Below are 26,609 nucleotides of genomic sequence, written 5' to 3' on the forward strand. Positions count from 1 at the left end.
CTCGTCCGGAAGCGGGCACCTCGGACGTGACATTGACGGGACAGAGTGTCACCTCGTCCCTCGCGAGGCCGGTCGCACCCTAGACTCGGGCCGCTCGTCCCTCGGGCCGCGCCGCGGGCACCGACGCCCGCGCACGAGCCGCCCGAGCCGACCACGTGGAGGTGGAGCCGTGCCGCTCCCGGAGATCACCGAGCGCGTGCCGCTCACGCGCCCCGACGGCCGCCTCGACCGCCGGGCCGTCGGCTGGGCCCGCCAGCCGCTCGTCGGCACCGACGCGATCGGGCGCCGCGGGGCGGGCGGCCCGCGCCGGTTCGGCCGGAACAAGCGCTGGGAGTACTGGGGCGTCACCACCCCGACGCACGTCCTCGCCCTCACCGTCTCCTCGATCGACTACGCCGCGGTGCACGAGGTGTGGGTCCTGGACCGGGAGTCGGGCCGGACGTGGGGTGCCGCCGCGACCATGGTGCCGGCGCGCGGCGTCGAGCTCCCCGGCACGCTGGGCGACGGCCCGGCGCGCGCCCGGGCGAGGAACCTCGCGATCGACCTCGACGAGGTCGACGGCGGCACGCGTCTGCGGGCACGCACGCGCGACGTCTCGTTCGACGTCGTCGCCACGCTGCCGCCGGGTCACGAGCGGCTCGCAGTGGTGGTCCCGTGGAGCGACACGCGGTTCCAGTACACGGTCAAGGACGTGGCCCGCCCGGCGCACGGGACGCTGTGGGTCGACGGCCGGACGGTCGACGTGCCCGCCGGGTCGTCGTGGGCCGTGCTCGACCACGGCCGCGGGCGCTGGCCGTACGACGTCCGGTGGAACTGGGGCGCGGGCTCGGGCGAGAGCCACGGCCGGGTCGTCGGGATCCAGGTGGGCGGCCGCTGGACGGTCGGCACGGGATCGACCGAGAACGCGGTACTCGTCGACGGGCGTCTCCACCACCTCCCCGACGAGCTCGTCTGGGACTACGACCTCGCCGATCCGGACCGGCCGTGGCGCGTCAGCGGCGGCGGCCTCGACGCGACGTTCGTGCCCTTCCACACGAAGGTCACGCGCACGCACCTCGGGGTCGTCTCGTCGTCGACCGACCAGTGCTTCGGGCACTGGTCGGGCACGTTCACGCCGCCGGCCGCGCCGGGTGCGGGCGGCACCCCGCCCGCGCCGGTGCGGTTCGACGGGCTCGTCGGCTGGGCCGAGGAGGTCCACAACCGCTGGTGACCGCCCCGCACCCCGGCCCGGCTTGCCAGTCCCCCACCCGTGCCTAGCGTGGGGAGCGTCCCGACGGCACCGACGCCGTCGGGCGTGCCCCGCGACGACGGCGACCCCGTCCGCGGCGGCCGTGCCGGCACCGCAGCCGGCGCCGGTGGGAAAGGGGAGTCTCATGCAGGCACGACGAGGACGGTTCAGCGCGGGGACGACGGGGGTCGCGGCCGCCGCGGCGCTCGTGATGCTCCTGCCGCTCGGCGGCGGTGGCGAGCGCGGCGACGACCGGGGCGGCGGTCAGGGTCACGGGAACGACCGCGCCCGCAACGTCATCTTCATCCAGGGCGACGGGCTCGGGCTCTCGCACCGTGAGCTGATCCGGCTCGCGACGGTGGGCAAGGACGGGCAGCTCGCGATGGACTCGCTCGAGCACGCCGGGTGGACCACGACGGACTCGGCCGACCCCGAGGAGGCCGTCACGGACTCCGCGGCGGGCGCCACGGCGTTCGCGTCCGGGGTCCGGACGTACAACGGGGCGGTGGGCGTCGACGTCGACGGCAACCCGGTCCCGACGCTCCTCGAGGCGGCCCGGGGCGCGGGCAAGGCCACCGGGCTCGTCACGACGGCGCAGGTCACCGACGCGACACCGGCGGCGTTCGGCGCGCACGTGCCCGACCGGGGCGACCAGAGCGAGATCGCGCGCCAGCTCCTGGAGAGCTCGCGGCCCGACGTCGTCCTCGGCGGCGGCGAGGACTGGTGGTACCCGGCGGGCGACCCCGGCGCGTGGGAGGACAACCCCGCGAAGGACCCGACCGAGCAGAGCAAGGGGACGAAGGGGAACCTGGTCGAGCGCGCGCAGGACCTCGGCTACACGTACGTGAGCGACGCCGAGGGGCTCGCGGACGCGCGCGGGCGCAAGCTGCTCGGCCTGTTCGCGAACGAGGAGATGTTCGAGCAGCGCAACGAGGGCGAGGGCGACCTCTACGAGCCGGAGGTGCCGCTCGTCGACATGACGGCCAAGGCGCTCGACGTGCTGTCGCGCGACCGCGACGGGTTCTTCCTGCTCGTCGAGGAGGAGGGCGTGGACGAGTTCGCGCACCGCTCCAACGCGACGCGCACGATCCAGGCCGGGCAGGCGCTCGACGAGACCGTCGCGCTGGCGCTCGACTTCCAGAAGCGGAACCGGGACACGCTCGTGCTCGTCGTGGGCGACCACGCGACGGGCGGGCTCGCGATCGAGAACGTCGACCCCGACGACGAGGGCGGCGAGGGCGCGACGGCCGAGGACGGCCCGTTCGACCTCGCGGGCTCCGACCTGCAGTTCACCGTCGACTGGACGACGGGCGGCCACACGGGCGAGGCGACGCCGATCACCGCGCAGGGCCCCGGCGCCGCACGGCTCGCGGGCGCGCAGCGCAACACCGACGTCCACGACGCCGTCCTGCGCGCGATGCAGCCCCGCGGCCGCGGCTGAGCCCCGGGGCCGCACGGCCCCGCGCCGCCGACCACGGCCCTGGCGCCGCCGAGCACGGGGTAGGCGACCGGAATCGTCTCGATCCGGTCGCCGACCCCGTGCTCGACGGAGAGGTGGGGGCGGAGAGGGGGTGGGGGCGGGGACCGGGGGGCAGAGCGCCAGGGGGGGGTCAGCCCTTGACCGCTCCTCCGAGGCCGGCGCCCTGGAGGAACATGCGCTGGAAGACGAGGAACAGGCCGACGGGGATGAGGGTCGAGATCGCGAGCGCGGCGAGGAAGACGCCGAGGTCGGTCGACGCCTCGATGGACGGCAGGCGCACGGACAGCGGCTGGATCGCCGGGTCCTTGAGCACGAGCAGCGGCCAGAGGAAGTCCTTCCAGGCCGCGATGACCGCGAACACCGAGACGACGCCGACGATCGGGCGCGACATCGGCAGCACGACCGACCAGAACAGCCGGTACGGCCCGGCGCCGTCCATGCGCGCGGCCTCGAACACCTCGCGAGGGAGGCTGTCGAAGAACCGCTGGACGAGCAGCACGTTGAACGCGCTCGCGCCTGCGGGCAGCCACACGGCCCAGAAGCTGTTGATGAGCGAGCGCCCCAGCAGCGGCGGGTCGAGGATCGTCAGGTACAGCGGGACCAGCAGGACGATCGCGGGCACGAACATCGTCGACAGCACGAGCGCCTGCACGACCTTCCCGTACCGCGGGCGCAGCACGGACAGCGCGTAGCCGCCCGTCGTCGCGACGAGGATCTGCGACGCCCACGACCCGACCGCGAGCCAGATCGTGTTGAGGAAGTACCGGCTGACCTGGACGTCATTCCACGCCTTGTCGAGGTTGTCCCACGCGATGCCGTTCGGGAAGACGGCCATGGGCGTGCGGAGGATGTCCTGCGTCGGGGTGACGGCGTACTTCGCGAGCAGCAGCATCGGGCCGAGGCCCGCGACGACGAGGACCACGAGCAGCAGGACGTGGGTCGTGCCCATCCCCCACCGCACGGACGGGCGGCGCCAGTCCGCCTCGGAGAGCGCGCCGCGGTCCTCGACGCCGTCGAGCGCCTTGCGGCGGCGCGCGCGCAGCCGTCGGCGGTCCGCCTCACGACGGGTGCGGCTCGCCTCCGCGGCGCGGCGAGCGGTGCCCGCCGGGTCGTCGGCGGCGTCCGTCGCCGCCGCGGAGTCCTGCGAGACGACGCCGATCTCGCTCGGGTTGTCGGTGGGCGAGAGGGTCATGACGTGCTCCAGGACCGGGTGAGCCGGAAGTAGAGGACCGAGAAGACGGCGAGGACGGCGGCGAGCATGATCGACAGCGCGGTCGCGGCCCCGTAGTCGCCGCCCAGGCTGTTCTGGAAGGCGTAGCGGTAGATGAGCAGCAGGATCGTCAGGGTCGCGTTGTTCGGCCCGCCGCCGGTGAAGAGGTAGGGCTCGAGGAAGACCTGCGCCGTGCCGATCACCTGGAGGATCAGGGTGATGAACAGGACGCCGCGCAGCGCGGGCAGCGTGACGTGCCAGATCTTGCGCCACAGCCCGGCGCCGTCGACCTCGGACGCGTCGTAGAGCTCGGGCGGCACGCTCGTGAGCGCCGCGAGGTAGATGATGATCGTCCCGCCCGCGCCGGCCCACGTGGCCGCGAGCACGAGCGAGGGCATCGCCGTCGAGGCGTCCTGGAGCCACGGGTACGGGCCGAGCCCGACCCAGCCGAGGATCGTGTTGAACACGCCCGTCGGGCTGCCGTTGTAGAAGAACTTCCACAGCAGCACCGCGACGACCGGCGGCACGACGACCGGCAGGTACGCGAGCGCGGAGTACAGCCCGCGCGCCCGGCGGACCTCGCGCATGAGCACCGCGGCGACGAGCGGGATCGGGTACCCGAACAGCAGCGCGAGGAACGCGAAGTAGAGCGTGTTCTTCACGGCCTTGCCCAGGAGCGGGTCGCTGAGCACCTGGCGGAAGTTGTCGAGCCCGACGAACGTCGGGTCGCTCACGAGGTTCGTCTCCTGGAAGCTCATGATCACCGCGCGCACGATCGGGAACCACGAGAAGACGCCGAAGACGAGGATCAGCGGGAGCAGGAACACGAGGTTGCTCAGGCCGCCGCCGCGGAACCACGTCACGGGGCTGCGGCGTCGGCCGCCGCGGTCGGCCCGCGCGTGCGAGGCGGGTCCCCGTCGCGGCGGGGCGGTGGTGGCGGTCACGGGCGGACGTCCTTCGGTGCGGTGGGAGGTGCCCGACGACGCGAGGTGCGTCGCGCCGTCGGGCACCGGCGGGGTACGGGTCGGCCGGCAGGGGGCGCCGCCGGCCGACCCGGGTCTGCGGGCCGGGACGCGCGGACGGTGCCCGCGCGCCCCGACGGGCGTCAGCCCTGGTCGAGCAGGGCCTGCGCCTCGGTGTTCGCCTGCTCCAGCAGCGCGTCCACGTCGGCGTTCTCGTCGGTGAGGACGGCCTGGACGACGGGGTCGAGCAGGGCGTAGATCTCCTGCGTCTTCTGCGACGGCTCACCCACGAGCGGCAGGTCGAACATCGTGTCCGTGTAGCTCGTCATCTGGTCGAGCGGGACGTTGATGTAGTCCTTGATCCACTCCTGGTTCTGCTGGTACTGCTCCGGGGAGAACATCGGCAGGACCGGGGTGCCGACGGGCTGGTCGTTCGCGACGAGCGTCTCGGCGTCGGCGACGGCGCGCTTCTCGTCGACGAGCTTGCCGAGGTAGAAGAAGTCGATCCACTTGATCGCGGCCTCCTTCTTCGCCTCGTCCACGTCCGCCGGCATCGCGGCGAGCGTGCCGCCGGTGAGGACGCCCGCGTCGTCGCCCTCGAGCGGCAGCGCCGCGAGGCCGTAGGTGGCGGGGTCGATCGCGTTCGTCTGGACGAGCGACGTGAAGACGTCCGAGCCCGACGTGTACATGGCGACCTGGCCCGCGGCGAACGCCTGGTTCATGGTCCCCCAGTCGAGGAGGAAGTTGCTCCCGAGGGAGTTGTCCTCCCAGCGCATGGCCTGGAGCCACTCGAGCGCTTCCTTGGTGCCGTCGTTCGTGAGCGTCGAGGTGGCGGTGCCGTCGTCGGCGACCTCCTGCGTCCGACCGCCGCGCGCGAACGTGTTGACCGTGAGCTGCCAGCCGCCCGTGTTGTTCTGCGACATCTGCATGTAGCCCGCGACGCCCGGGTTGGCGTCCGCGATCTTCTTCGCGTCCTCGCGGACCTCGTCCCACGTGGTCGGCGGCTGGTCGGGATCGAGCCCGGCGGACTCGAACAGCTCCCGGTTGTAGTGCAGGCCCACGCCGTACACGTTCTTCGCGGGGATCGCGTAGACGTGGCCGTCGGAGCCCGTCCCGGCCTCGAGGATCGCCGGGTTGAACTTGTCGGCGTACGGCAGGGTCCGGAACTGCTCGTCGAGATCGGCGAGCTGGCCGTTCTCGACGAGCGTCTTGGCGTCGGTGAAGGGGATCTCGAAGACGTCGGGCAGCGTGCCGCCGGCGAGCTGCGGGGCGAACGTCGTCGCCTTCCACTCGTACTCCTCCGGCTGCACGTCGATGTCCGGGTTCGCGGCCTCGAACTCCTCGACCTGCGCGTTGAAGGCGTCGATCGCCTCCTGCTCGGAGCCCGGCAGGAGGGACACCACCTTGAGGGTGACCTTCCCGTCGCCGCCCGAGCCGCTGCTCTCGTCGTCGCTGCCCGAGCCGCCGCTCGAGCACGCGGCGAGCGTGCTGAACGCGAGCGCCCCCGCGAGGGTGAGGGCGGTCGCCTGACGTGTGGACTTCATCGTCGCTCCTGGGTTCCGGTAGTGCTGGGTGGGTTACGGGGTGCTGGGTAGCGGGTGCGGGTCGTGGGGCCGGGGCCCCGCGGCCCGGGTTCTCGTGGCGGTCGCCGCGGTCAGGCCCGGAGCCAGACGGCGGTGTCGGTGGGCAGGCGCGCCGCGCCCGGCGCGTCGCTCGCGCGGGACACGCTCCCGGGCGCGTCGCTGCGCAGGAGGACCTCGGCGTCCGCGGGGAGCGGGACGTCGTCGGGCCCGAGGTTGACGACGCACGCGACCGCGCGGCCGTCGCCGTCGCCGTCTCGCGGGGCGTCGCGGACGAAGGCGAGCACGTCGTCGCCGAGCACGACCCCGCCGAGGGAGTCGAGCCAGCGGAACCCGCCGGCCCGGAGCGCGGGCTCGGCCCGGCGGGTCGCGAGGACGCGCCGGTAGAGCGTGAGCACCGAGGTCTCGTCGCCGGTCTGCGCCTCGACGGAGAGCTCGCCCCAGCCGCGCGGCTGGGGCAGCCAGGGCTGCGCCCCGCCGTCGGGCCCGAAGCCGTGGCTCGTGCCGCCGCGCGTCCACGGGAGCGGGACGCGGCAGCCGTCGCGGCCCGGGTCGACGCCGCCGGACCGCGCGTGCATCGGGTCCTGGATCGCGTCGGGCGGGAGGTCCTCCACCTCGGGCAGGCCGAGCTCGTCGCCCTGGTAGAGGTACAGCGAGCCGGGCAGCGCGGCGGAGAGCAGCGCGGCCGCGCGGGCCCGACGCCGCCCGGTCGCCAGGTCCGTCGGCGTGCCGAACCGCTTGGTGGCGAACGCGAACGAGCTGTCCTCGCGTCCGTAGCGCGTCACGGGTCGGGTCACGTCGTGGTTGGACAGGACCCAGGTCGCGGGGGCGGAGACCGGCGCGTGCGCGTCGAGCGTGGTCTGGACCGACTCGCGCAGCGCCTTCGCGTCCCACGGGCGGGCCATGAAGTCGAAGTTGAACGCCGTGTGCATCTCGTCCGGGCGCAGGTACCGGGCGAACCGCTCCCGGTCCGCGAGCCAGACCTCGCCCACGAGCACGCGCGGCTCGTCGTACGTGTCGGCGACGGCGCGCCAGCCGCGGTAGATGTCGTGGAGCTCGTCGCGGTCGACGTGCGGGTGCTCGCCCGGGCCGGGGTGGTCCGGGACCTCGGGCAGCGCCGGGTCCTTGACGAGCTGCGCCGCCGAGTCGATGCGGATGCCCGCGGCGCCGCGGTCGAACCAGAACCGCAGGATGTCCTCGTGCTCGCGGCGCACGTCGGGGTGGTCCCAGTTGAGGTCGGGCTGCTCGGGCGCGAACACGTGGAGGTACCACTCGCCGGGCGTGCCGTCGGGGTTCGTCGTGCGCGTCCACGTGCCGCCCTGGAACTCCGAGACCCAGTGCGTCGGGACCTGCGAGCCGTCCTCGCCCCGGCCCGGGTGGAACCAGAAGCGCTCGCGCTCGGGCGACCCGGGCCCGGCCGCGAGGGCCGCGCGGAACCACTCGTGCTCGGACGAGACGTGGTTCGGGACGACGTCGACGATCGTGCGGATGCCGAGCGCGCGGGCCTCGGCGATGAGCTGCTCGGCCTCGGCGAGCGTGCCGAACTGCGGGTCGATCGCGCGGTAGTCGGCGACGTCGTAGCCGCCGTCCGCGAGCGGGGACACGTACCAGGGGGTGAACCAGATCGCGTCGACGCCGAGGTCGCGCAGGTAGCCGAGGCGCTGGCGCACGCCCGCGAGGTCGCCCGTCCCGTCGCCGTTCCCGTCCGCGAAGCTGCGCACGTACACCTGGTAGATCACGGCGCTGCGCCACCAGTCGGGCGACGAGGCCCCCGGCCGTGCCGCCGCCGCGGGGGCCGCGTCGGGGGTGGGCGCGCCGTCGGCGGCTCGGGGGTGGTCGTTGCTCACCGCGTCCTCTTCCGTGAGTGCGTGGCCGGGTGGTCGGGGTGGTCGCCCCGTCAGGTCGGCGCACGGCGTTCGATGCCGTCCGGGATGGTCCCGGGATGGTCCCGCGACGGCCGTCGTGCACCGGGTGCCGACCGCGCCGTCGGGCATGACAGTAACTAGTCGACAGCATCCGCGCAAGAACCTGACAGCAGCGTTATCGAAACGCTATCTCGGCCCGCTCAGACCGCGACGCCTGTCCGCCGGAGACGGGGGCGGCTCCCGTCGCAGGGCAGACGACGAGAGCCCCGGTCCGGCGCGCACGAGGCGGCCGGGCCGGGGCCCAGGAGGAAGAGGGTGCGGTCAGGCGACCGTCGTGTCACGACCCGACGGTCGCGCGGCGGCCGTCGAGCCGCGCACGACGAGCTCCGGCTCGAAGAGCAGCTCGTCGCGGGAGACGTCGGCACCCGCGATCATGCCGGCGAGCAGGTCGACGGCCGCGCGGCCCATCGGCTCGATCGGCTGGCGCACGGTCGTCAGCGCGGGGTCCGTCGAGTTCATGAGGTTCGAGTCGTCGTAGCCGACGACGGAGACGTCGGCAGGCACGTCGAGCCCCGCGCGGCGGACGGCGCGGACCGCGCCGAGCGCGAGGGGGTCGCTCGCGCACACGATCGCCGTCGCGCCGGCCTCGAGGAGCCGGTTCGCGGCGGCCTGACCGCTCTCGAGCGAGTACTGGCTGTGCACGACGAGCGCCGGGTCCAGCGCGTGGCCGTGCCGCTCGGCGAAGGCCTGCGCGGCGGCGAGCTTGCGCTCGGACGGCACGTGGTCGGCCGGGCCGAGGAGCAGGCCGACCCTCTCGTGGCCGAGGGACAGCACGTGGCCCAGCGCCTGGTTCATCGCGACGAGGTCGTCGCACGAGACGCGCGGGAAGTCGAGGTCCTCGACGGACGCGTTCATCAGCACGACGGGCAGGCCGAGCTTCTCGAGCCGGCGGAAGTGCGCGTGGTCGGCCTGGCGCTCGGCGTAGAAGCCGCCCGCGAAGATCACGCCCGACACGTGCTGCCCCAGGAGCAGGTCGATGTACTCGGCCTCCGTCACGCCGCCCGCCGTGCGCGTGCACAGCACCGGGGTGAACCCCTGCTGCGCGAGCGCGCCCCCGATGACCTCGGCGAACGCCGGGAAGATGGGGTTGACGAGCTCGGGGAGCACGAGCCCCACGAGCCGGCCGCGCTCCCCGCGCAGCTTGGTGGGCCGCTCGTAGCCCAGCACGTCGAGCGCCGTGAGCACCGCGTCCCGCGTGGCCTGCGAGACGCCGGGCTTCCCGTTGAGCACGCGGCTCACGGTGGCCTCGCTGACACCGACCTTGGTGGCGACCTCCGCCAGACGTCTCGACATGCCGTCGACTATACGTCCGGCTGCAAGCGGCTTGCGTGATCCTCCCTGCGGTGAACGCACGTTTGCGGCAGCGCCGTCCGGCCGTCCACAGCCGGGTAGGAGCACACCGCGCGGGCCCGCTAGGCTCGTTCGGTGTCCTTCCAAAAGGTGCCCACCTCGTCCACGGCGGACCCCGCCGGGATCCTCCCCGCCCCGGTGACGCTCGAGCCCGGCGCCGGGACGACCGTCGTCGCGGACGGGACGTCCGTCGTCGCGGACCCCGCCCTGCACCCCGCGGCGCGCTGGTGGCGGCGCGTCACCGAGGACGCGTTCGGCCTCGACCTCGTGCCCGCCCCGGCGGGCGCCGCGCCCGCCGACGGCACCCCGTCCGTGGTCTTCGCGGTCGACGACGACCTCCCGCCGTCGGGCTACCGCCTCGTCGTCGGCGACGACGGCGTCCGGGTCGGTGCGGCCGACCTCGACGGCGCGCACGCCGCGGCCCAGACCCTGCGCCAGCTCGCCGGCCCCGCCGCGTTCCGCCGCGCCCCCGCCGGGGCAGGCGGTCCCGCGACGCTCGCGCTCCCCCACGTCGCGGTCACCGACCACCCGCGGTTCGCGTGGCGCGGCGTGCTGCTCGACGTCGCGCGCCACTTCCTGCCGAAGGCCGACGTCCTGCGGTTCGTCGACCTCGCCGCGGCGCACCGGCTCAACGTGCTCCAGCTCCACCTCACCGACGACCAGGGGTGGCGCGTCGAGATCGCGCGCTACCCCCGGCTCACCGAGGTGGGCGCGTGGCGGCGCGAGTCCGGGCTCGGCACCTGGCGCGCCGGCGTCGCCGACGGCCGTCCGCACGGCGGCTTCTACACGCAGGACGACCTGCGCGAGATCGTCGCGTACGCGCGCGAGCGCGGCGTCACCGTGGTCCCGGAGATCGACGCGCCGGGGCACGTGGAGGCCGCCGTCGCCGCGTACCCGGAGCTCGGCACGCGCAAGCGGCCGCACGAGGTCCGCACCACGTGGGGCGTGAGCACCGAGGTGCTCGACCCGTCGGAGGAGTCCCTGACGTTCTTCCGGCACGTGCTCGACGAGGTGCTGGAGATCTTCGACGCGCCGTTCGTCGCGATCGGCGGTGACGAGGTGCCCACGACGCTGTGGCGCGAGAACCCCGCGATCGTCGCGCGCGCGGAGGCGCTCGGGCTCGACGACGTCGCCGGGTTGCACGGCTGGTTCCTCGCGCGGCTCGCGGAGCACGTCGCGTCCCGCGGTCGGCGGGCGGTCGTGTGGGACGAGGCGTTCGGCCCCGCGCTCCCGCGCGACGTCGTCGTGACGTCGTGGCGCGGCTGGGCCGTGGGCGCGGACGCGCTCGCGGCGGGCCACGACGTCGTCATGGCGCCCGAGCAGGTCGTGTACCTCGACCACCGCGGCGGCGACACCCCGGACGAGCCCGTGCCGGTCGGGTTCCTCACCACGCTCGACGACGTGTACGCGTTCGAGCCCCTGCCGGCCGAGCTCGCGGGTGCCGCGCGCGGCACGGCGGGCGGTCCCGCCACGGGCCGCGCGCCGGGCGCGCTGCTCGGCGGGCAGGCGGAGCTCTGGTCCGAGCACCTCGACTCCGCGCGCCGCGTCGACTACGCCGCGTTCCCGCGCCTCGCGGCGTTCGCCGAGGTCATGTGGTCCCCCGAGGCCGACCGCTCCCCCGGGTCCCCCGCGGCGCTCGCGTTCCGCGAGCGCCTCGTCGCGCACCACCTGCCGCGCCTCGACGCGGCCGGCGTGGAGTACCGGCCGCTCGACGGACCGCACCCGTGGCAGACCCGGCCCGGGGTCGCGGGCTGGCCGCGCGACCGCGCCGAGGAGCTCGCCGCGGGCGGCCTGCGCGGCGTCGGCGGCTGGGTCGAGGGTCGCGACGAGGACGCGGGCGGCCCGGCATGAGCGCCCTCGTGGTGCGCGGAGCGCGCCTCGTCGAGCCCGACGACGGCCCCTCCGCCCCCGTCGACGTCACCGTGCGCGCGGGCCGGGTCGAGGGCGTCGCGCCCGCGGCCGGTACCGCTCCGGCGGGCGCCGACGTGCTGGACGCGGACGGCCGGCTCCTGCTGCCCGGGTTCGTCGACGCGCACGTGCACGGGGAGGCCGCCGTGCTCGACGACGACGTGCAGCTCGCCATGCTGCGCCAAGGAGTGACGAGCGTCGTCGTCGGGCAGGACGGGGTGTCCTACGCGCCCTCGCCGCGCCCGGACGCCGACGGCGGGCCCGCGGCGTCGGGCCTGCACGACGCCGCCGCCTGGGCGAGCGGGTACTTCGCGGCGATCAACGGCGAGCACCCGACGTTCCGCGGCGGGTCCGTCGCCGACCTCCTCGCCACGTACGACGGCACGACCCGCGTCAACGTGGGCTACCTCGCCCCGCACGGCACGATCCGCTACGCGGTGCTCGGCGCCGCCGCGCGCCCCGCGACGCCCGCCGAGACGGACCGGATGCTCGCGCTGCTCGCCTCGGCGCTCGACGACGGCGCGCTCGGTCTGTCGACCGGCCTCGAGTACGTCCCCGCGACGTACGCCGACGAGGCCGAGCTCGTCGCGCTCGCGCGCGTGCTCGCAGCCCGCGGCGTGCCGCACGTGTCCCACATGCGCGGCTACGAGGACCGGGCCGGCCCGGCCTTCGCGGAGCTCGTGCGCGTGGCGCGCGCGTCCGGGGTCGCGACGCACGTCTCGCACTACCACGGCCCGGCCGCGGAGCTGCTGGGGTACGTCGACGACGCGCACGCCGCGGGCCTGGACGTCACGTTCGACTCGTACCCGTACCTGCGCGGCTGCTCGATCCTGTCGATGGTGTCGCTGCCGACGTGGCTCCCCATCGCGGACGTCGACGCGACCGTCGCGGCGCTCGCCGACCCCGCGGTGCTCGAGCGCCTGCACCGCGAGCACTTCCCGCACCTGGCCGACCTGTGGCCGCGCGTGACGATGGCCGCGGTCCCGACCGGCCCCCTCGCCGGGGCCGCGCCGGGCCCGGCCGAGGACCTGTCGTGGACGGAGGGCATGACGTTGCCCGACGTCGCCGCGCGCCTGGGGCTGTCCCCCGCCGAGACCGCGGTGCGGCTGCTCGTCGCGACGCGGCTGCGCGCGTCGTGCGTGTTCGCCCAGCCGCCCACGAACTCCCCCGAGTCCGTCCGCGCCCTGCTGCGCCACCGGGCGCACGTCGGCGGGTCCGACGCGATCTACGCGCCGGTCGGGGGCGGCGGCCGCCCCCACCCGCGCGGCTGGGGCGCGTTCGCGCGCTTCCTCGCCGAGCACGTGCGTACGCTCGGGGACTGGACGTGGCCCGACGCCGTCACGCACCTGTCCGCGCGGCCCGCCGCGCGCTTCGGGCTCGCCGGGCGCGGTGCGGTCGTCCCGGGGGCGGTCGCGGACCTCGCGCTCGTCGACCCCGACCGCGTGCGCGACGAGGCGACGTACGAGGACCCGCGCCGACCGGCGTCGGGCGTGGACGACGTGCTCGTCGCGGGCGTGCGCGTCCTGCGCGACGGCGCGCTCACCGGCGCGCTCCCGGGCCGCCCGCTGCGCCCGGGCGCCCCGGCGGCGTGAGCCGCCCCCTGCACCCGTCCATGAGAGCCCCGTCCCCGAGGAGGACCCCATGACCGGCACGACGCACGACGCCGCGCGGCCCGCACCCGACCGCCCCTGGGCGCGCGACGTCGTCGGGCCCCGGACCAAGGGGCTGCGGCTCCCGGCCGGGACCACCGTCGCGGACGTGCTCGCGGGCTCGCCGCGCGTCACCGACGCCGCGTTCTCCTGGCCGCTGCTCACGCTCGACGACGCGGCGCTCGACCACAACGTCGGCACCGTCGCGCGCGTGTGCGCCGAGCGCGGAGTCGAGCACGCGCCGCACGTGAAGACGACGATGTCGCGCGCGCTCTACGCGCGCCAGGCCGCGGCCGGGGCGTGGGGCGCGACGGTCGCGACGCCGTCCCAGCTGCGCACGGTGCGCGACTGGGGCGTGCCACGCGTGCTGCTCGCCAACGAGCTGCTCGACCCGCGCGAGATCGCGTCGCTGCGCGACGACCTGGCGCGCGCCGAGGCCGCGGGAGGCGACGACGAGGTGTGGCTGTGCGTCGACTCGCCGCACGGGGTCGACCTGCTCGCCCGCGGGTTCGCCGACGCCCCGACGGCCGTCCGCGCGCGCCTCGGCGTGCTCGTCGAGCTTGGTGTCCCCGGCGGGCGCACCGGCGTCCGCAGCACCGCCGCGGCGCTCGACCTCGCGCGCGCGCTCCGCGCGTCGGGCCTGCGCCTGCTCGGCGCGACGGGGTACGAGGGCTCGGTCGCGGGCGGCACGACCGCCGACGAGCTCGCCGCCGTCGGCGCCTGGTGCGACGGGCTGCGCGCGCTCGGCGCCGCGTTCGTGCGCGAGGGTCTCGCGGGCGTCGAGGAGCCGCTCGTGCTGTCGGCGGGCGGCAGCTCGTTCCTCGACGTCGTGCTCGCCGGGCTGCCCGGCCCGGTCCCCGGCCCGGACGGGCGCGAGGTCGAGGTCCGCGTCGTCGTGCGCTCGGGCGCGTACGTGACGCACGACCACGGCTTCTACTCGCGCACCGACCCGTGGAGCCGCATCCCCGGCGCGGAGCCGCTGCGCGCCGCCGCGACCGTCTGGGGCCAGGTGCTCTCCGTCCCGGAGCCCGGGCTCGCGGTCTGCGGCATCGGCCGGCGCGACGTCTCGTTCGACATCGACCTGCCCGTCGCGCTCTGGCTGCGCTCGCAGTCCGACGACGGCTGGCTCGCCCCGCGCGAGCTCGCCGGCACCCGTGTCACCGCGCTCAACGACCAGCACCTCTACCTCGCGCTGGACGCGGACGAGGTCGGCGGCGGGCAGGTCGGCGGTCCCGCCACCGCCCAGGTCCGCCCGGGCGACGTCGTCGGCTTCGGCATCTCCCACCCCTGCACGATGTTCGACCGGTGGCGCGTCGCCGCCGTCGTGCGGGGCGACGAGGTCGTGGACCTCGCGACGATCGACCTCTGACCCAGCGCTGACCCACCCCGAACCCGCACGACACCCGGACACCCCGAGAGGACCCCGCATGACCACCGAGAAGACCGCGATCTCCACCCCCGACGCCCCGGCCCCCGCGCACACGTTCCACCAGGGCGTGCGCAAGGGACCGTTCGTCCAGGTCTCGGGCCAGGGGCCCGTCGACCCGGCGACGAACGAGTACCTCTACCCCGGCGACGTCGCCGCGCAGACCACGCGCACGCTCGAGAACGTGCGCGCGATCGTCGAGGCGTCCGGCGCCACGTTCGACGACGTCGTCATGCTCCGCGTGTACCTCACGAAGCGCGAGGACTTCCCGATTATGAACGACGCCTACGGCGCGTTCGTCGCGCAGCACACCACGAAGGGCGTGCTCCCCAGCCGCACCACGGTGTTCACGGGTCTGCCGCGCGAGGAGATGCTCGTCGAGATCGACGCGTTCGCGATCACCGACTGACGCGCCACGCGGCCCGACGCCGCCTCGCCGCGCACCGCGCCGGGTCCCCGCGCCGCCGCGTGGGACCCGGCGCGTAGCGTGCCGGGCGGGAGGTGACCGATGCTCGCGACGATCGCGGTGGAGGGCTACCGCTCGCTGCGGAGCCTCGTGCTGCCGCTCGGGCGGCTCACGGTCGTGACCGGGGCGAACGGGACGGGCAAGTCGAGCCTGTACCGCGCGCTGCGTCTGCTGTCCGGGTGCGCGCTCGGCGGCGCCGTCGGCGCGGTGGCCCGGGAGGGCGGCCTGCGGTCGACGCTCTGGGCCGGGCCCGAGCAGGGCGGTCGGGCCGCGCGCGCGGGCGGCGCGGTCCAGGGCACGCGCCGGACGGCGCCCGTCGCGCTGCGCCTCGGGTTCGCGGGGGCCACGCCGGACGACCTGGGCTACGCGGTGGATCTCGGCCTGCCGCAGCACCCGGGGTCGGCGTTCGCCCTCGACCCGGAGATCAAGGTCGAGACCGTCTGGTCGGGGCCCGTCCCGCGGCCCGCGACGCTCCAGGTCGAGCGGCGCGGACCGGCCGTCCGCGTGCGCGACGACGCGGGCCGCTGGCAGTCCTCGCCCGCACGCCTGCGGCCCTTCGACAGCGTGCTCACCGAGCTCGTCGACCCGGTGGGCGCGCCGGAGGTCGTCGCGGTGCGCGAGCGCCTGCGGTCGTGGCGCTTCTACGACCAGCTGCGCACCGACGCCGACGCCCCGGCGCGCTCGCCGCAGCTCGGCACCCGCACGCCCGTCCTCGCGCACGACGGCGCGGACCTCGCCGCGGCGCTCGAGACGGTGCGCGACCTGGGCCGCGGGGACGAGCTCGACGACGCCGTCGCCCGGGCCTTCCCCGGCAGCCGGCTCGCGGTGCACGCCGACGACGGCAGGTTCGAGGTCGCCTTCCACCAGGACGGGCTGCTCCGGCGGCTCACCGGCGCCGAGCTGAGCGACGGGACGCTGCGCTACCTGTTCCTCGTCGCCGCGCTGCTCTCGCCGCGACCGCCCGAGCTCCTCGTGCTCAACGAGCCGGAGACGAGCCTGCACCCCGACCTCCTGCCCGCGCTCGGCGCGCTCGTGCACGCCGCGGGTCGCGAGACGCAGGTCGTGGTCGTCACGCACGCGCCGCCGCTCGTCGAGGCGCTACGGGACGCGGCCGCGTCGGGCCCGGCGGACCTGCCCGGCGCGGACGAGCTCGTGGAGGTCGAGCTCGTGCGGTCACCGTTCGGCGAGACGACGGTCGCCGGGCGCGAGGGACTCCTCGACCAGCCCGCGTGGGGCTGGCCGAAGCGCTGACGGCGGCGCCGTCCCCCGGGAGCCGACCCAGGGCAGCCGCGGGGGACGCGCCGGTCAGCGCCGCGACGCGACGTGCAGGCTCGTGACGGTCGCGGCGAGGTCGACGAGGCGGGACGCCGTGCGGTCGAGCAGCTCGTCGAGCGCGATGGGGCCGGGCGCGATGCTGAACGCCGCGGCGATCCCGGCCTGGCGCGTCTGATGGGCGGGCAGCAGCACCCGGCCCGCGAGCACGACGACCGGAGGCCGGTGCGGCGCCTGTGCCGCGAGGGCGCCCATCGCGTCGGCGACCTTCCCGTTGACGGACTGCGAGTCGAACGACCCCTCGCCCGTGACGACGAGGTCGGCAGCACGGATGGCAGCGGGCAGCCCGACCGCCTCGGCGACGAGGCGCGCGCCGGGCTCCAGCTCGGCGCCGAGGACGCCGACCATGCCCGCGGGCACGCCGCCCGCGGCGCCCGCGCCCGCGAGCTCCGCCACGTCGACGCCGGTCTCCTGCGCGAGGACTCCCGCCCAGCGCCGCAGCGCGTCGTCGAGGAACGCGACGTCCGCCGGCTGGGCTCCCTTCTGCGGTCCGAACACGTGCGCCGCGCCCCGCTCGCCGTGCAGCGGGTTGGTGACGTCGACCGCGAGGCGCCAGCGGACCTCGCGCGCCCGCGGGTGCAGGCCGGACAGGTCGAGCCGCGCGACCCGCGCGAGGCCCTCCCCGCCGTCGGGAACGGGCGCGCCGTCGGCGTCGAGGAGCCGCGCGCCGAGGCCGGTGAGGATGCCCGCACCGCCGTCGGTGGACGCCGACCCGCCGAGGCACACGATCACCTCGTCGACCCCCGCGTCGAGCACGGCGGCCGCCGCCGCACCCGTGCCGCGGGTGTGCGCGTGCAGGGGCTGGAGCGCGACGTCGCTCACCTGGGGCAGCCCGCTCGCCTCGGCGAGCTCGACCACGCCGAGGCGGCCGTCGGCCGAGACCCCGTACCTCGCGGTGCGGGGACGGCCGATCGCGTCGACCGTGGAGACCTCGCGGGCCGGGACGCCCCACACGGCGAGCAGGGCCTCGAGCGTGCCCTCGCCGCCGTCGGCCATGGGGAGCTCGACGACCTCCGCGTCGGGGACGACGCTGCGCACGCCCGTCGCGACGGCGTGCGCGACGTCGGCGGCGCTCAGGCTGCCCTTGAACGAGTCGGGGGCGACGACGACGCGCAGCGGGCCGTCGGCGCGGCGCCCGGGGACGGGGTTCGGGGTGGTGCTCGGCGTTGAGGACACGCTCGCATCCTAGGCAGGCCGACGCGCGACGGCCCGCAGCGGAAGGGACGGACCGGACGTGTTCCGCGCCACAGCGCCGAGACCGCGAGGCCGGTACCGAGGCGGCCGGGGTGACCGCGTCGTCCGTGGGCGCGCGCTCAGGCGCCCGGGGCGCCCGCAGCGCGTCCCGGCGCGGCGTCCGGGATGTCCGGCTGCGCGGCACGCAGCCGCTCGAGCAGCTCGCCGAGCGTCGCGAGGTCGGCGTCGTCGAGCGCGCCGCCCACGTACGTCGCGATGGCCCGGGCGTGCGCGCGGCCGGTCGTGCGCTGGAGCTCGCGGCCCGCCGGGGTGAGCCGGACGAGCGTGCCCCGCGCGTCGTCCGATGGGGTCGCCCGCTCGACGAGGCCGCGCACCGCGAGCCGGTCCACCATGCGGCTCAGCGAGGGCTGGCTGAGCAGGATGTACGCGTTGAGGTCGCGCAGCCGCATCCCGTCCTCGGGGCCCTTCGTCAGCGAGAAGAGCACGTCGTACTCGCGCAGGGTCAGGCCGTCCCACACCGGGTCGGACTGCAGCCGCCGCATGATCGCGACCTGGGCCCGGAAGAGGGACTCCCACGTCTCGACGGCGAGGCGCGCGCTCCCGGGGCCCGGCTCGGGGCCCGCGTCGTCGGCGTGCTGCTGCGTCATGTCGCCCCCGGACGGCTCGGTCGATGCGTTCGCATCGACCCTACCCGCCGGGTGGCCGGTCAGCGGCCCAGGCGGCGTTCGCGCTGCGAGTACGCGCGCAGCGCGCGCAGGTAGTCGACGCGACGGAAGTCGGGCCAGTACGCCTCGCAGAAGTAGAACTCCGAGTGCGCGCTCTGCCAGAGCAGGAAGCCGCCGAGGCGCTGCTCGCCCGACGTGCGGATGACGAGCTCCGGGTCCGGCTGGCCCTTGGTGTAGAGGTGCTCCTCGATGTGCTCGACGTCGAGGTTCTCCGCGAGGTCCTGCAGGCGCGCGCCCGCGGCGGCCTGCTCGCGCAGGTACGACCGCACGGCGTCGGCGATCTCGTGGCGCCCGCCGTAGCCGATCGCGACGTTGACCTGGAGCCCGTCGACGGCGGCCGTGCGCTGCTGGGCGTCGCGCAGCGCCGCTGTGAGCCGCTCCGGCAGCAGGTCGAGCCGGCCCATGACCCGCAGGCGCCAGCGGCCCGTCTCGGCGAGGTCGCGCACGGCGTCCTCAATGATGTCGAGCAGCGCCGACAGCTCCTCCTGCGAGCGCGACAGGTTGTCGGTCGAGAGCATCCACAGCGTGACGACCTCGACGCCGAGGTCCTCGCTCCAGCCCAGGAACTCCGTGATCTTGTCGGCGCCCCGGCGGTGCCCGGTCGCCGTCGACTCCCCGAACGAGCGCGCCCACCGCCGGTTGCCGTCGAGGATGACGCCCACGTGGCGCGGGACGCTCTCGCGCGAGAGGGTCGCCGCGAGGCGACGCTCGTAGAGTCCGTAGACGGGGCGGGGCAGGCGCACGCTGGTTCCTCGGCGATGGGCGGACGGGGACGCCCGGCGGGCACGCCCCGGTGCGGGGCGCTCGGGCCGAACCCGCACACGCTACCGCTCGTCCGTGCCCGGTCCGGCAGGCCCGGACCGCTCCGCACGCCCCTGCCCAGGATCTTCACACCGCGGGGCGGGGACGGGTCGCGAACCTACGTTGGCGTAACTTACGATGGCGTAGGTTGGCGCGGGAGCCCCGCGCCGGCCTCTTCCGTGCCCGGACCCACCACCGAGGAGACGTCGTGGACCGACCGACCGACCGCGACTGCACCCCGAGCGCCCCGCCCGCCGACCCGGGCCCCGCGCATGCATCCGGCACCGACGCGCTCGAGTCCGTCCGCGAGAACGTGGGCGACGCCGTCGCGAAGGTCGCCGAGGTCGTCAAGCCGCGCCTGCGGGGCTGGATCCACGCGGGGACGTTCCCCGTCGCCCTCGTCGCGAGCATCGTGCTCGTGCTCGTCGCGCCGGCCGTGGCGGGCAAGGTCGCGTGCGCCGTCTTCGGCCTCAGCGCGTGCCTGCTGTTCGGCACGAGCGCGGTCTACCACCGCGGCACGTGGTCGCCGCGCGTCGCCGGCGTGCTGCGACGCGCCGACCACTCGAACATCTTCCTCATCATCGCGGGCACCTACACGCCCCTCGCCGTGCTCCTGCTCCCCCAGCGGACCGCGACGATCCTGCTCGCGATCGTGTGGAGCGGGGCCCTGCTCGGCCTCCTCGCCCGGATCCTGTGGCTCGACGCCCCGCGGTGGGTGTACGTGCCCATCTACGTCGCGCTCGGGTGGGTCGCGGTGGGCTACATGCCGCAGTTCTGGACGACGACGAACGGCCCGGCGATCGTCTGGCTCGTCGCCGTCGGCGGCCTCGCCTACACGCTGGGCGCCGTCGTCTACGGCATCAAGAAGCCCAACCCCAGCCCGCGCTGGTTCGGCTTCCACGAGATCTTCCACGTGCTCACGGTCGTCGGCTACGGGTGCCACTACGCCGCGATCCTCATCGCGGCGCTCGCCGCACGCTGAGCGCCCGTCGCGCTGAGCGCCCACCCGGGCGCCCCGCGCGGCTCAGTCCTTCGGGACGACGACGTAGCGCCGGTTCGCGAGCGACGGGTTGCGCTCGCGCACCGCGGCCAGCGCGGCCGGGTCGAGGTCCGCGCTGCGCAGCTCCGCGCGCTCGCCGAGCTCCAGCCCCACCTGGCCGTCGGGGCCGACGAGCAGGGAGCGCCCGGTCACGCCCCGGCCCGCCTGACCCACGGCGAGCACGACGGCGGTGTTCTCGATCGCGCGGGCCCGCGCGAGGGTGCGCCACTGGTCCGCCTTGAGCTCGCCCGCCGCCCACGCAGCCGGCACCACCAGCACGTCGGCGCCCGCGTCCACGAGGCGCCGCGCGCTCTCCGGGAAGCGCAGGTCGTAGCAGGTCATCACGCCGAACGCCAGGTCGCCGACGCGCAGCACGAGCGGGGGCGCGGCCGGGTCCCCCGCGTCGAGCCGGTCCGACTCGCGGTGACCGAAGGCGTCGTAGAGGTGCACCTTGCGGTACGTCCCCACGAGGTCGCCCGCGGCGTCCACCGCCACGACGACGTTCACCGCCCGGCCGGGCGCGCTGCCCGGCACGAGGGTCCCCGCCACGACCGCGACACCGTGCTCGCGCGCGAGCCGGCGCAGCGTGCCGACGAACGGCCCGTCCAGCGGCTCCGCGTGCTCCGCGCCGGTGCCGCGCGGGTCGAACGCCGCGGCGTACTCCGGCAGCACCAGCAGGTCGGCGCGCACGCGCGCCGCCTCCCGGAACGCCGCGCCGACGGTCACGAGGTTCGCGGCGTGGTCGGCCGAGACCTCGAGCTGCCCGATCGTGACGCGAGCGCCGGTCGCCACGGTCAGCCCTGCCGCTCCGGGCCGCTCTCTGCCGGGCCGCGCCCGTCGTGGGTGCCGCCAGACGTGGAGCTGTCCGGCGCGGCGCCGTCGGACGCGGAGCCGTCCGGCCCGGAGCCGGCGGTCGCGGAGCCGGTGGGGGTCTCCGGGGCGGTCGCGTCGACCGGGCCGTCCGGGCCGATCCCCTGGGTCTCGGCGTTGTGCCGCATCCGTCGGAGCTGGCGCGAGAGCCCGAAGAACAGCGCGACGGTCGCGACCGCCACGGCGAAGATCGCGAGGAACCCGGCGAGGCCGGGCGACACGTCGTTCGGGTCCAGGTCCTCGCGCAGCGGGTCGTCCGACGGGCTCGGCGTCGCGGTCTCCGCGACGACGTCCGCCGCCCAGCCCGGGCCGCCCGCGAGCGTCGGCACGTCGAGGAAGGGTGCCGCGCTCACGAGGCCACCTCCTCGCCCGCGACGAGCTCCCGCACGCCGGCGAACAGGTCGTCCTCCGGCAGGTCCGTCGGGACGCGCGACTCCGCGAGCTCGAACTCCTCGAACGGCCACACGTCGACCTCGAGGTCGCGCGGGATCGCGAAGAAGAAGCCCTCCGGGTCGATCTGCGACGCGTGCGCGATGAGCGCCGCATCACGCTGGGCGTAGTAGCGCGCCACGTGGACGCGCGTCGTGACCTCGCGCTCGGGGATCTCCCGCGCGGACCGCGACTCGACCCAGTCGCCGAACGGCGACTCCAGGCCCGCGCCCTGCATCGCCTCGTGGAGCGTGCGGATGCGGTTCATCGAGAAGTCGTGGTTGTAGTACAGCTTGAGCGGCGACCAGGGCGCCGCGCCGCCCTCCCGGCGGTAGCGCTCCGGGTCGCCTGCGGCGTGGAACGCCTCGAACGCGACGCGGTGGCACATGACGTGGTCCGGGTGCGGGTAGCCGCCCGACGGGTCGTACGTCGTGACGACGTGCGGGCGGAACTCGCGCACGAGCTCGACCAGCGGCGCGGCGGCCTCCTCGAGCGGCACGAGACCGAACGAGCCCTCCGGCAGCGGCGGCAGCGGGTCCCCCTCGGGCAGCCCCGAGTCGACGAACCCGAGCCACTGCTGCCGGACGCCGAGCGCGCGCGCCGCGGCGGCCATCTCGACGCGGCGCAGGGCGCGCATGCCCTCGATGTCCGCCGGGCCCTCGCCGAAGCTCGGGTTGAGGATGTCGCCACGCTCGCCCCCGGTGCACGTGGCGACGAGCACGTCCACGCCCTCGGCCGCGTAGCGCGCCGTCGTCGCGGCGCCCTTGCTCGACTCGTCGTCGGGGTGGGCGTGCACGGCCAGGAGACGGAGCGTCTCCGGCTGCTCGCGGTGGGTGGTCGATCCGGCCGCGGGTTCGGCCACTGGTCCTCCCGGGTGCGTCGTACGTCTCCTCGCGCGGCCTGGGACGCGGCACGGGACGCCGTGGGTGCACGACGAGGGCCGGGGCTCTGCGAAGATGGGTCGAGGACATGATCCACCACCGCGCCCACACCTGACGAACCGCCGGCCACCGCCGGCACCCGCCGGGCCAGCGACCAGGGCGCGGCGGCACCGACCACGGGACCGCACCATGACGAACGAGACCACCGCCCCGCAGCCGAGCCCGAGCACGCCCCTGCGCCCTCCGGCGGGGCGGTACGGGCCCGAGCCCACCGAGCGGCGTCGGCGCCTGGCGGTCGTCGGGATCGTGCTCGTCGCGGTCGTCGGGCTCGCCGTCACGTTCGTCATCGGGCTGCGCTACGCGAACGAGCCGGTGCGCTACAAGGACTTCGGGTACACCGTCGTCAGCCCGGAGCGCGTGGACGTCACGTTCGAGGTGTACATGGACCCCGGCACGACGGCGACGTGCACCCTCGACGCGCTGGCCGAGAGCTACGCGCAGGTCGGCACGGTCGACGTCACGGTCGGTCCCGTCGAGGTCACGGAGTCTCGCTACACCGTGAGCGTCGCGACGTCGGAGCTCGCCACGACGGGGATCGTCCAGTCCTGCCGCCCGGCCCCCTGAGCCGCCCGGCCGTCGTGCGGCCCGGCCGCCGCACTCCCGTCCGTCGTGCCGCCGGACCGGCCCGCCCCGCGCCGTCCGCACCTCGTGCTTTGCTATCCTGAGGGATTCCCGCACCCGACCGCGTGCGGCCCGCGGCCGGTGCTCGTGACAGGCGACCGACCACCGGGCGACCCGGCGGTCCGGCGGGAACCAGTCCTCCGCGCTGCCACCCGGGCAGCGTCACCGACCCGGGCAGGCAGGCGCTCGCGTGAGCACGCGCCCCGGCTGCCCGTCTCTGCACGGCCGTGCCCGGCGCGACCGTCGAACCATGGAAAGGAAGGAGCGAACCGTGACCGACACCACCGTCACCTGGCTGACCCAGGAGGCGCACGACAGGCTGCAGGCCGAGCTCGCCCACCTGTCCGGCGAGGGCCGCACCGAGATCGCGGAGCGCATCGCCGCCGCCCGTGACGAGGGCGACCTCAAGGAGAACGGCGGCTACCACGCCGCCCGCGAGGAGCAGGCCAAGAACGAGGCCCGCATCCGCGAGCTCACCGAGAAGCTGCGCAACGTGCGCATCGGCACGCCGCCGGACGACGGCAAGGTCGAGGCCGGCATGGTCGTCACGGCCGTCGTCGCGGGCGACGAGATGACGTTCCTCCTCGGCTCGCGCGAGATCGCCGGCACGACGGACCTCGACGTGTACTCGCCGACGTCCCCGCTCGGTGCCGCGATCGACGGCAAGACCGTCGGCGACGAGACCAGCTACACCGCTCCGAACGGCAACGAGATCGCCGTGAAGATCACCGCCGCGAAGCCCTTCGAGGGCTGACGCGCCCCCGGCGGCCGCACTCCGCCGGGCGAGACGTGAGAAGTGGCCCCTCCGACACGTGTCGGAGGGGCCACTTCTCGCTTCTCGGGTCTCGTCAGACCCGCGGCGACCCGCCGTCGCTGCGCTCGACGCGGTAGCCCGCGGAGCGCAGGTGCGCGACGAGCTCGTCACAGTGCTCGGGGCCCTTGGTCTCGACCTGCATGCGCACCCACGCCTCGCCGATCGCGAGGCCCACGTCGGTGCGGTCGTGGTCGATGTGCATGATGTTGCCCCGCCTCGCCGCGATCGCCTCGAGCATGCGCGCGAGGGCGCCGGGGCGGTCGTCGAGCAGCACCTGGAGCTGGATGTACCGGCCTGCGGCGGCGAGGCCGTGCCGCACGACCCGCAGCAGCACGAGCGGGTCGACGTTCCCCCCGGACAGCACGACGACGACCGGTCCCTCGACCGGGTCCGCCGCGCCGGCGTCGACCGCGGCCGTCCCGGACAGGAGCGCCGCGACGCCGGTCGCGGCGGCGGGCTCCACGAGCAGCTTCGCGCGCTCGGCGACCATGAGCAGGGACCGGGAGATCTCCTCCTCGGTCACGGTGCGCACCTCGACGCCGTGGTGCGCGACGATCCCGAACGGCACCGCTCCCGGGGTCCCGACCGCGATGCCGTCGGCCATCGTCCCGGCGAGCCGGGCCGTCGTCGGCTCTCCTGCGGCGAGCGAGCCCGGGTAGGCGGCGGCGCGCTCCGCCTGCACCCCGATGACGCGCACGTGCGGCGCGGCCTGCGCGAACGCCGCGGCGAGCCCGGCGACGAGCCCGCCGCCGCCGAGCGGGGCGACGACGGTCCGGACGTCGGGCACCTGCTCGAGGATCTCGAGCGCGATGGTCGCCTGGCCTGCGACGACATCGGGGTGGTCGAACGGGTGGATGAAGACGGCGCCCGTGCGGTCGGCCTCGGCGCGCGCGGCGGCGAGCGTCTCGTCCACGTCGGCGCCGACGAGCCGGACCTCGGCACCGTACTGGCGCGTCGCCGCGACCTTGGGGAGCGCGGCGTCGACCGGCATGTACACGACGGCCCGGATGCCGAGCAGTCCCGCGGCGAACGCGACGCCCTGCGCGTGGTTGCCCGCGCTCGCCGCGACGACGCCGCGCGCCTTCTCGTCGGCGCTCAGGCGCGCCATGCGCACGTAGGCGCCGCGGACCTTGAACGACCCCGCGCGCTGGAGGTTCTCGCACTTGAGCAGGACGCGGACGCCCGCCGCCTCGCTGATGGCCCGGGTGGTGTGGACCGGCGTGCGGTACGCGACGCCGTCGAGCAGGCGGGCGGCGTCGCGGACGTCGTCGAGCGGGACGGGCACGGGACCCGAGGTCACCGCGCCTCTCCCGGCGTGCCCTCGCCCGGTGCGTCGGCGACGCCGGCGTCCTGCGTCTCGACGACCGCCGAGCCGCCGGCGTCGTGCGCCCGGCGACCGGGGCGGCGGGCGCCCGTGTCGTCGAGGTCGGACTCGGCGCGCGCGATGACGGGCGGCTGCGGGCTGCCGCGCACGACGACGCGGTCGTCGGTGCCGAGCTCGGGGAACTTGTCGTGGCCGTGCAGGTAGAGCACCACCGTGTTGAGCACCGCGGCGATCGGGACCGCGAACAGCGCGCCGACGATGCCTGCGGCGAAGCTGCCCGCCGCGACGACGAGCAGCACGGCGACGGGGTGCAGCGAGACCGCGTGCCCCATGAGGAAGGGCTGGAGGATGTGGCCCTCGATCTGCTGCACGAGCAGCACGATGCCGAGCATGACGAGCGCCTGCACCCAGCCCTGCGCGACGAGCACCACGAGCACCGCGATGGACCCGGTGACGATGGCACCGACGATCGGGATGAACGACCCGACGAAGACGAGGATGCCGAGCGGCAGCGCGAGCGACGGCACGAAGAACGCGGCGCCGACGCCGATGCCGACCGCGTCGACGGCCGCCACGAGGATCTGGGTGCGCGTGTACGCGGCGAGCGTCACGATGCCGCGACGGCCTGCCTGGTGCACGCGGTCGCGGGCGCGCAGCGGGAGCAGCCCCACGACCCACGACCAGATCGAGCGGCCGTCGAGCAGGAAGAAGAACGTGCAGAACAGGGCGATGAGGGCCCCGGCGAGCACGTGGCCGATGGTCGTCGCCGCGCCCAGCGCGCCCGAGACGATCGAGTCCTGGTTCTCGGACACCGCGGTCCCCGCCTGGTCGAGCCAGTGCGAGAGCGTGGTGGAGTCGAGGCCGAGGGGGCCGTCGGCGAGCCAGTTCGTGAACTGCTCGAAGCCCTCGACGGCCTGGTCGCGCAGGTCCTGGAAGCCGCTGACGATCTGCTGCCCCGCGATGGCGATGAGCCCCGCGACCACGACGATGAGCGCGATGAGCGCGGCGCCCGACGCGAGGCCGCGCGACATGCGCAGGTGCCGCCGGAAGAACCGCTGGACCGGCGTGAGGAGCACGGTGAGCAGCAGCGCCACCGCGATCGGCACGACGATCACCTTGAGCTGCGTCACGACCCACAGCCCGGCCGCGATCGCCGCGCCGATGAGCAGCAGGCGCCACGACCACGCGGCGGCCGAGCGCACGGCGTCGGGCACGGCCGCTGCGCCGGGACGCGCGGGAGGAAGCGGGTCGGGGGTGCGGTGCTGGTCCGTCTGCGCGCTCACAGCGCAACCCTAGGGGAGCGGCCCCCGCCGCGCGCCCCTGCGCACGGCGAGC

Annotated in this window: 23 protein-coding genes; 10 read left to right on the forward strand and 13 right to left on the reverse strand. The window is 75.5% G+C overall.

Translation table 11 applies throughout. The features are described from left to right. The first annotated feature begins 169 nt into the window (after positions 1–169). Together HKK73_RS14155 and HKK73_RS14160 are read left to right on the forward strand one after the other, a co-directional pair. The gene (locus HKK73_RS14155; protein WP_043653349.1) at positions 170–1,210 is read left to right on the forward strand and encodes a DUF2804 domain-containing protein; all 1,041 of its coding nucleotides are present in this window, start codon (positions 170–172) and stop codon (positions 1,208–1,210) included. 163 nt (positions 1,211–1,373) lie between these two features. Then, entirely contained in the window at positions 1,374–2,669 is a 1,296-nt protein-coding gene (locus HKK73_RS14160) for an alkaline phosphatase (RefSeq protein ID WP_171468243.1), read from the forward strand. Between the two features lie 169 nt (positions 2,670–2,838). On the opposite strand, the gene HKK73_RS14165 is transcribed toward HKK73_RS14160, so the two are convergent. The 5 genes from HKK73_RS14165 to HKK73_RS14185 all read right to left on the reverse strand — a co-directional run bounded on the left by HKK73_RS14165 (position 2,839) and on the right by HKK73_RS14185 (position 9,678). After that, a complete protein-coding gene (locus HKK73_RS14165) occupies positions 2,839–3,900 on the reverse strand; it encodes a carbohydrate ABC transporter permease (protein ID WP_081599886.1) in 1,062 nt (353 codons plus the stop codon). After that, entirely contained in the window at positions 3,897–4,862 is a 966-nt protein-coding gene (locus HKK73_RS14170) for a carbohydrate ABC transporter permease (protein WP_083711959.1), read from the reverse strand. Before HKK73_RS14170 ends, HKK73_RS14165 begins: the two co-directional genes overlap by 4 nt. A gap of 161 nt (positions 4,863–5,023) precedes the next feature. Then, on the reverse strand, positions 5,024–6,424 hold the full coding sequence (locus HKK73_RS14175) for an ABC transporter substrate-binding protein (protein WP_021483402.1): 1,401 nt from the start codon (positions 6,422–6,424) through the stop codon (positions 5,024–5,026). A 110-nt stretch (positions 6,425–6,534) separates the two neighbouring features. After that, a complete protein-coding gene (locus HKK73_RS14180) occupies positions 6,535–8,307 on the reverse strand; it encodes a glycoside hydrolase family 13 protein (protein WP_171468244.1) in 1,773 nt (590 codons plus the stop codon). A 339-nt stretch (positions 8,308–8,646) separates the two neighbouring features. Continuing rightward, on the reverse strand, positions 8,647–9,678 hold the full coding sequence (locus HKK73_RS14185) for a LacI family DNA-binding transcriptional regulator (RefSeq protein WP_114553684.1): 1,032 nt from the start codon (positions 9,676–9,678) through the stop codon (positions 8,647–8,649). A gap of 132 nt (positions 9,679–9,810) precedes the next feature. Here HKK73_RS14185 and HKK73_RS14190 point away from each other — a divergent pair, with 132 nt between their 5' ends. The 5 genes from HKK73_RS14190 (at position 9,811) to HKK73_RS14210 (ending at position 16,435) form a co-directional block, all read left to right on the forward strand. Then, positions 9,811–11,586, forward strand: a complete 1,776-nt coding sequence (locus HKK73_RS14190; protein ID WP_253705652.1) for a beta-N-acetylhexosaminidase — start codon at positions 9,811–9,813, stop codon at positions 11,584–11,586. Beyond that, the gene (locus HKK73_RS14195) at positions 11,583–13,235 is read left to right on the forward strand and encodes an amidohydrolase family protein (RefSeq protein ID WP_171468245.1); all 1,653 of its coding nucleotides are present in this window, start codon (positions 11,583–11,585) and stop codon (positions 13,233–13,235) included. Before HKK73_RS14190 ends, HKK73_RS14195 begins: the two co-directional genes overlap by 4 nt. A gap of 49 nt (positions 13,236–13,284) precedes the next feature. After that, the gene (locus tag HKK73_RS14200; RefSeq protein ID WP_171468246.1) at positions 13,285–14,661 is read left to right on the forward strand and encodes an alanine racemase; all 1,377 of its coding nucleotides are present in this window, start codon (positions 13,285–13,287) and stop codon (positions 14,659–14,661) included. A 58-nt stretch (positions 14,662–14,719) separates the two neighbouring features. Beyond that, a complete protein-coding gene (locus HKK73_RS14205; protein WP_021483739.1) occupies positions 14,720–15,127 on the forward strand; it encodes a RidA family protein in 408 nt (135 codons plus the stop codon). A 99-nt stretch (positions 15,128–15,226) separates the two neighbouring features. After that, entirely contained in the window at positions 15,227–16,435 is a 1,209-nt protein-coding gene (locus tag HKK73_RS14210; RefSeq protein ID WP_171468247.1) for an AAA family ATPase, read from the forward strand. A gap of 54 nt (positions 16,436–16,489) precedes the next feature. Here the strand turns inward: HKK73_RS14210 and HKK73_RS14215 are convergent, their stop codons facing one another. The 3 genes from HKK73_RS14215 to HKK73_RS14225 all read right to left on the reverse strand — a co-directional run bounded on the left by HKK73_RS14215 (position 16,490) and on the right by HKK73_RS14225 (position 19,178). Continuing rightward, the gene (locus HKK73_RS14215; protein ID WP_171468248.1) at positions 16,490–17,692 is read right to left on the reverse strand and encodes a glycerate kinase; all 1,203 of its coding nucleotides are present in this window, start codon (positions 17,690–17,692) and stop codon (positions 16,490–16,492) included. A gap of 137 nt (positions 17,693–17,829) precedes the next feature. Continuing rightward, entirely contained in the window at positions 17,830–18,357 is a 528-nt protein-coding gene (locus tag HKK73_RS14220) for a MarR family winged helix-turn-helix transcriptional regulator (RefSeq protein WP_171468249.1), read from the reverse strand. Between the two features lie 59 nt (positions 18,358–18,416). Beyond that, positions 18,417–19,178, reverse strand: a complete 762-nt coding sequence (locus HKK73_RS14225; RefSeq protein WP_043655243.1) for an isoprenyl transferase — start codon at positions 19,176–19,178, stop codon at positions 18,417–18,419. A 266-nt stretch (positions 19,179–19,444) separates the two neighbouring features. Between HKK73_RS14225 and HKK73_RS14230 the strand changes: the two genes are divergently transcribed. Next, positions 19,445–20,218, forward strand: coding sequence for a hemolysin III family protein (locus HKK73_RS14230; RefSeq protein ID WP_114553131.1), 774 nt, complete (start codon positions 19,445–19,447; stop codon positions 20,216–20,218). A 42-nt stretch (positions 20,219–20,260) separates the two neighbouring features. On the opposite strand, the gene HKK73_RS14235 is transcribed toward HKK73_RS14230, so the two are convergent. The 3 genes from HKK73_RS14235 to mca are packed head-to-tail and all read right to left on the reverse strand — an operon-like array spanning position 20,261 to position 22,436. Further along, on the reverse strand, positions 20,261–21,067 hold the full coding sequence (locus HKK73_RS14235; RefSeq protein ID WP_253705653.1) for a carbon-nitrogen hydrolase family protein: 807 nt from the start codon (positions 21,065–21,067) through the stop codon (positions 20,261–20,263). A gap of 2 nt (positions 21,068–21,069) precedes the next feature. Beyond that, positions 21,070–21,498 (reverse strand): hypothetical protein, encoded by a 429-nt coding sequence (locus tag HKK73_RS14240; protein ID WP_171467140.1) that lies wholly within the window; start codon positions 21,496–21,498, stop codon positions 21,070–21,072. After that, positions 21,495–22,436: a mycothiol conjugate amidase Mca gene (gene mca / locus HKK73_RS14245; protein ID WP_051028194.1), complete on the reverse strand. Its 942-nt coding sequence runs from the start codon at positions 22,434–22,436 to the stop codon at positions 21,495–21,497. The genes HKK73_RS14240 and mca overlap by 4 nt, the downstream gene beginning before the upstream one ends. Before the next feature lie 208 nt (positions 22,437–22,644). On the opposite strand from mca, the gene HKK73_RS14250 reads away from it, so the two are divergent. Beyond that, entirely contained in the window at positions 22,645–23,079 is a 435-nt protein-coding gene (locus tag HKK73_RS14250; protein WP_051876692.1) for a DUF4307 domain-containing protein, read from the forward strand. A gap of 328 nt (positions 23,080–23,407) precedes the next feature. Then, positions 23,408–23,890, forward strand: coding sequence for a transcription elongation factor GreA (greA, locus tag HKK73_RS14255; RefSeq protein WP_021483866.1), 483 nt, complete (start codon positions 23,408–23,410; stop codon positions 23,888–23,890). A gap of 94 nt (positions 23,891–23,984) precedes the next feature. Here the strand turns inward: greA and ilvA are convergent, their stop codons facing one another. Both ilvA and HKK73_RS14265 read right to left on the reverse strand, forming a co-directional pair. Next, positions 23,985–25,250, reverse strand: coding sequence for a threonine ammonia-lyase (gene ilvA / locus HKK73_RS14260; RefSeq protein ID WP_085387484.1), 1,266 nt, complete (start codon positions 25,248–25,250; stop codon positions 23,985–23,987). Further along, positions 25,247–26,557 (reverse strand): AI-2E family transporter, encoded by a 1,311-nt coding sequence (locus tag HKK73_RS14265; RefSeq protein WP_081600043.1) that lies wholly within the window; start codon positions 26,555–26,557, stop codon positions 25,247–25,249. Before HKK73_RS14265 ends, ilvA begins: the two co-directional genes overlap by 4 nt. Between the last annotated feature and the right edge of the window lie 52 nt (positions 26,558–26,609).

The organism is Cellulosimicrobium sp. 72-3, from assembly GCF_013127315.1.
Taxonomy (GTDB): domain Bacteria; phylum Actinomycetota; class Actinomycetes; order Actinomycetales; family Cellulomonadaceae; genus Cellulosimicrobium; species Cellulosimicrobium funkei.

Excerpts from the sequence above, each read along its gene's own strand:
- HKK73_RS14210 (WP_171468247.1), top strand. The coding sequence starts at position 15,227 with ATGCTCGCGACGATCGCGGTGGAGGGCTACCGCTCGCTGCGGAGCCTC.
- HKK73_RS14160 (WP_171468243.1), top strand. The coding sequence starts at position 1,374 with ATGCAGGCACGACGAGGACGGTTCAGCGCGGGGACGACGGGGGTCGCG.
- HKK73_RS14175 (WP_021483402.1), bottom strand. The coding sequence starts at position 6,424 with ATGAAGTCCACACGTCAGGCGACCGCCCTCACCCTCGCGGGGGCGCTC.
- HKK73_RS14165 (WP_081599886.1), bottom strand. The coding sequence starts at position 3,900 with ATGACCCTCTCGCCCACCGACAACCCGAGCGAGATCGGCGTCGTCTCG.
- HKK73_RS14195 (WP_171468245.1), top strand. The coding sequence starts at position 11,583 with ATGAGCGCCCTCGTGGTGCGCGGAGCGCGCCTCGTCGAGCCCGACGAC.
- HKK73_RS14185 (WP_114553684.1), bottom strand. The coding sequence starts at position 9,678 with ATGTCGAGACGTCTGGCGGAGGTCGCCACCAAGGTCGGTGTCAGCGAG.
- HKK73_RS14220 (WP_171468249.1), bottom strand. The coding sequence starts at position 18,357 with ATGACGCAGCAGCACGCCGACGACGCGGGCCCCGAGCCGGGCCCCGGG.
- HKK73_RS14250 (WP_051876692.1), top strand. The coding sequence starts at position 22,645 with ATGACGAACGAGACCACCGCCCCGCAGCCGAGCCCGAGCACGCCCCTG.
- HKK73_RS14200 (WP_171468246.1), top strand. The coding sequence starts at position 13,285 with ATGACCGGCACGACGCACGACGCCGCGCGGCCCGCACCCGACCGCCCC.
- HKK73_RS14205 (WP_021483739.1), top strand. The coding sequence starts at position 14,720 with ATGACCACCGAGAAGACCGCGATCTCCACCCCCGACGCCCCGGCCCCC.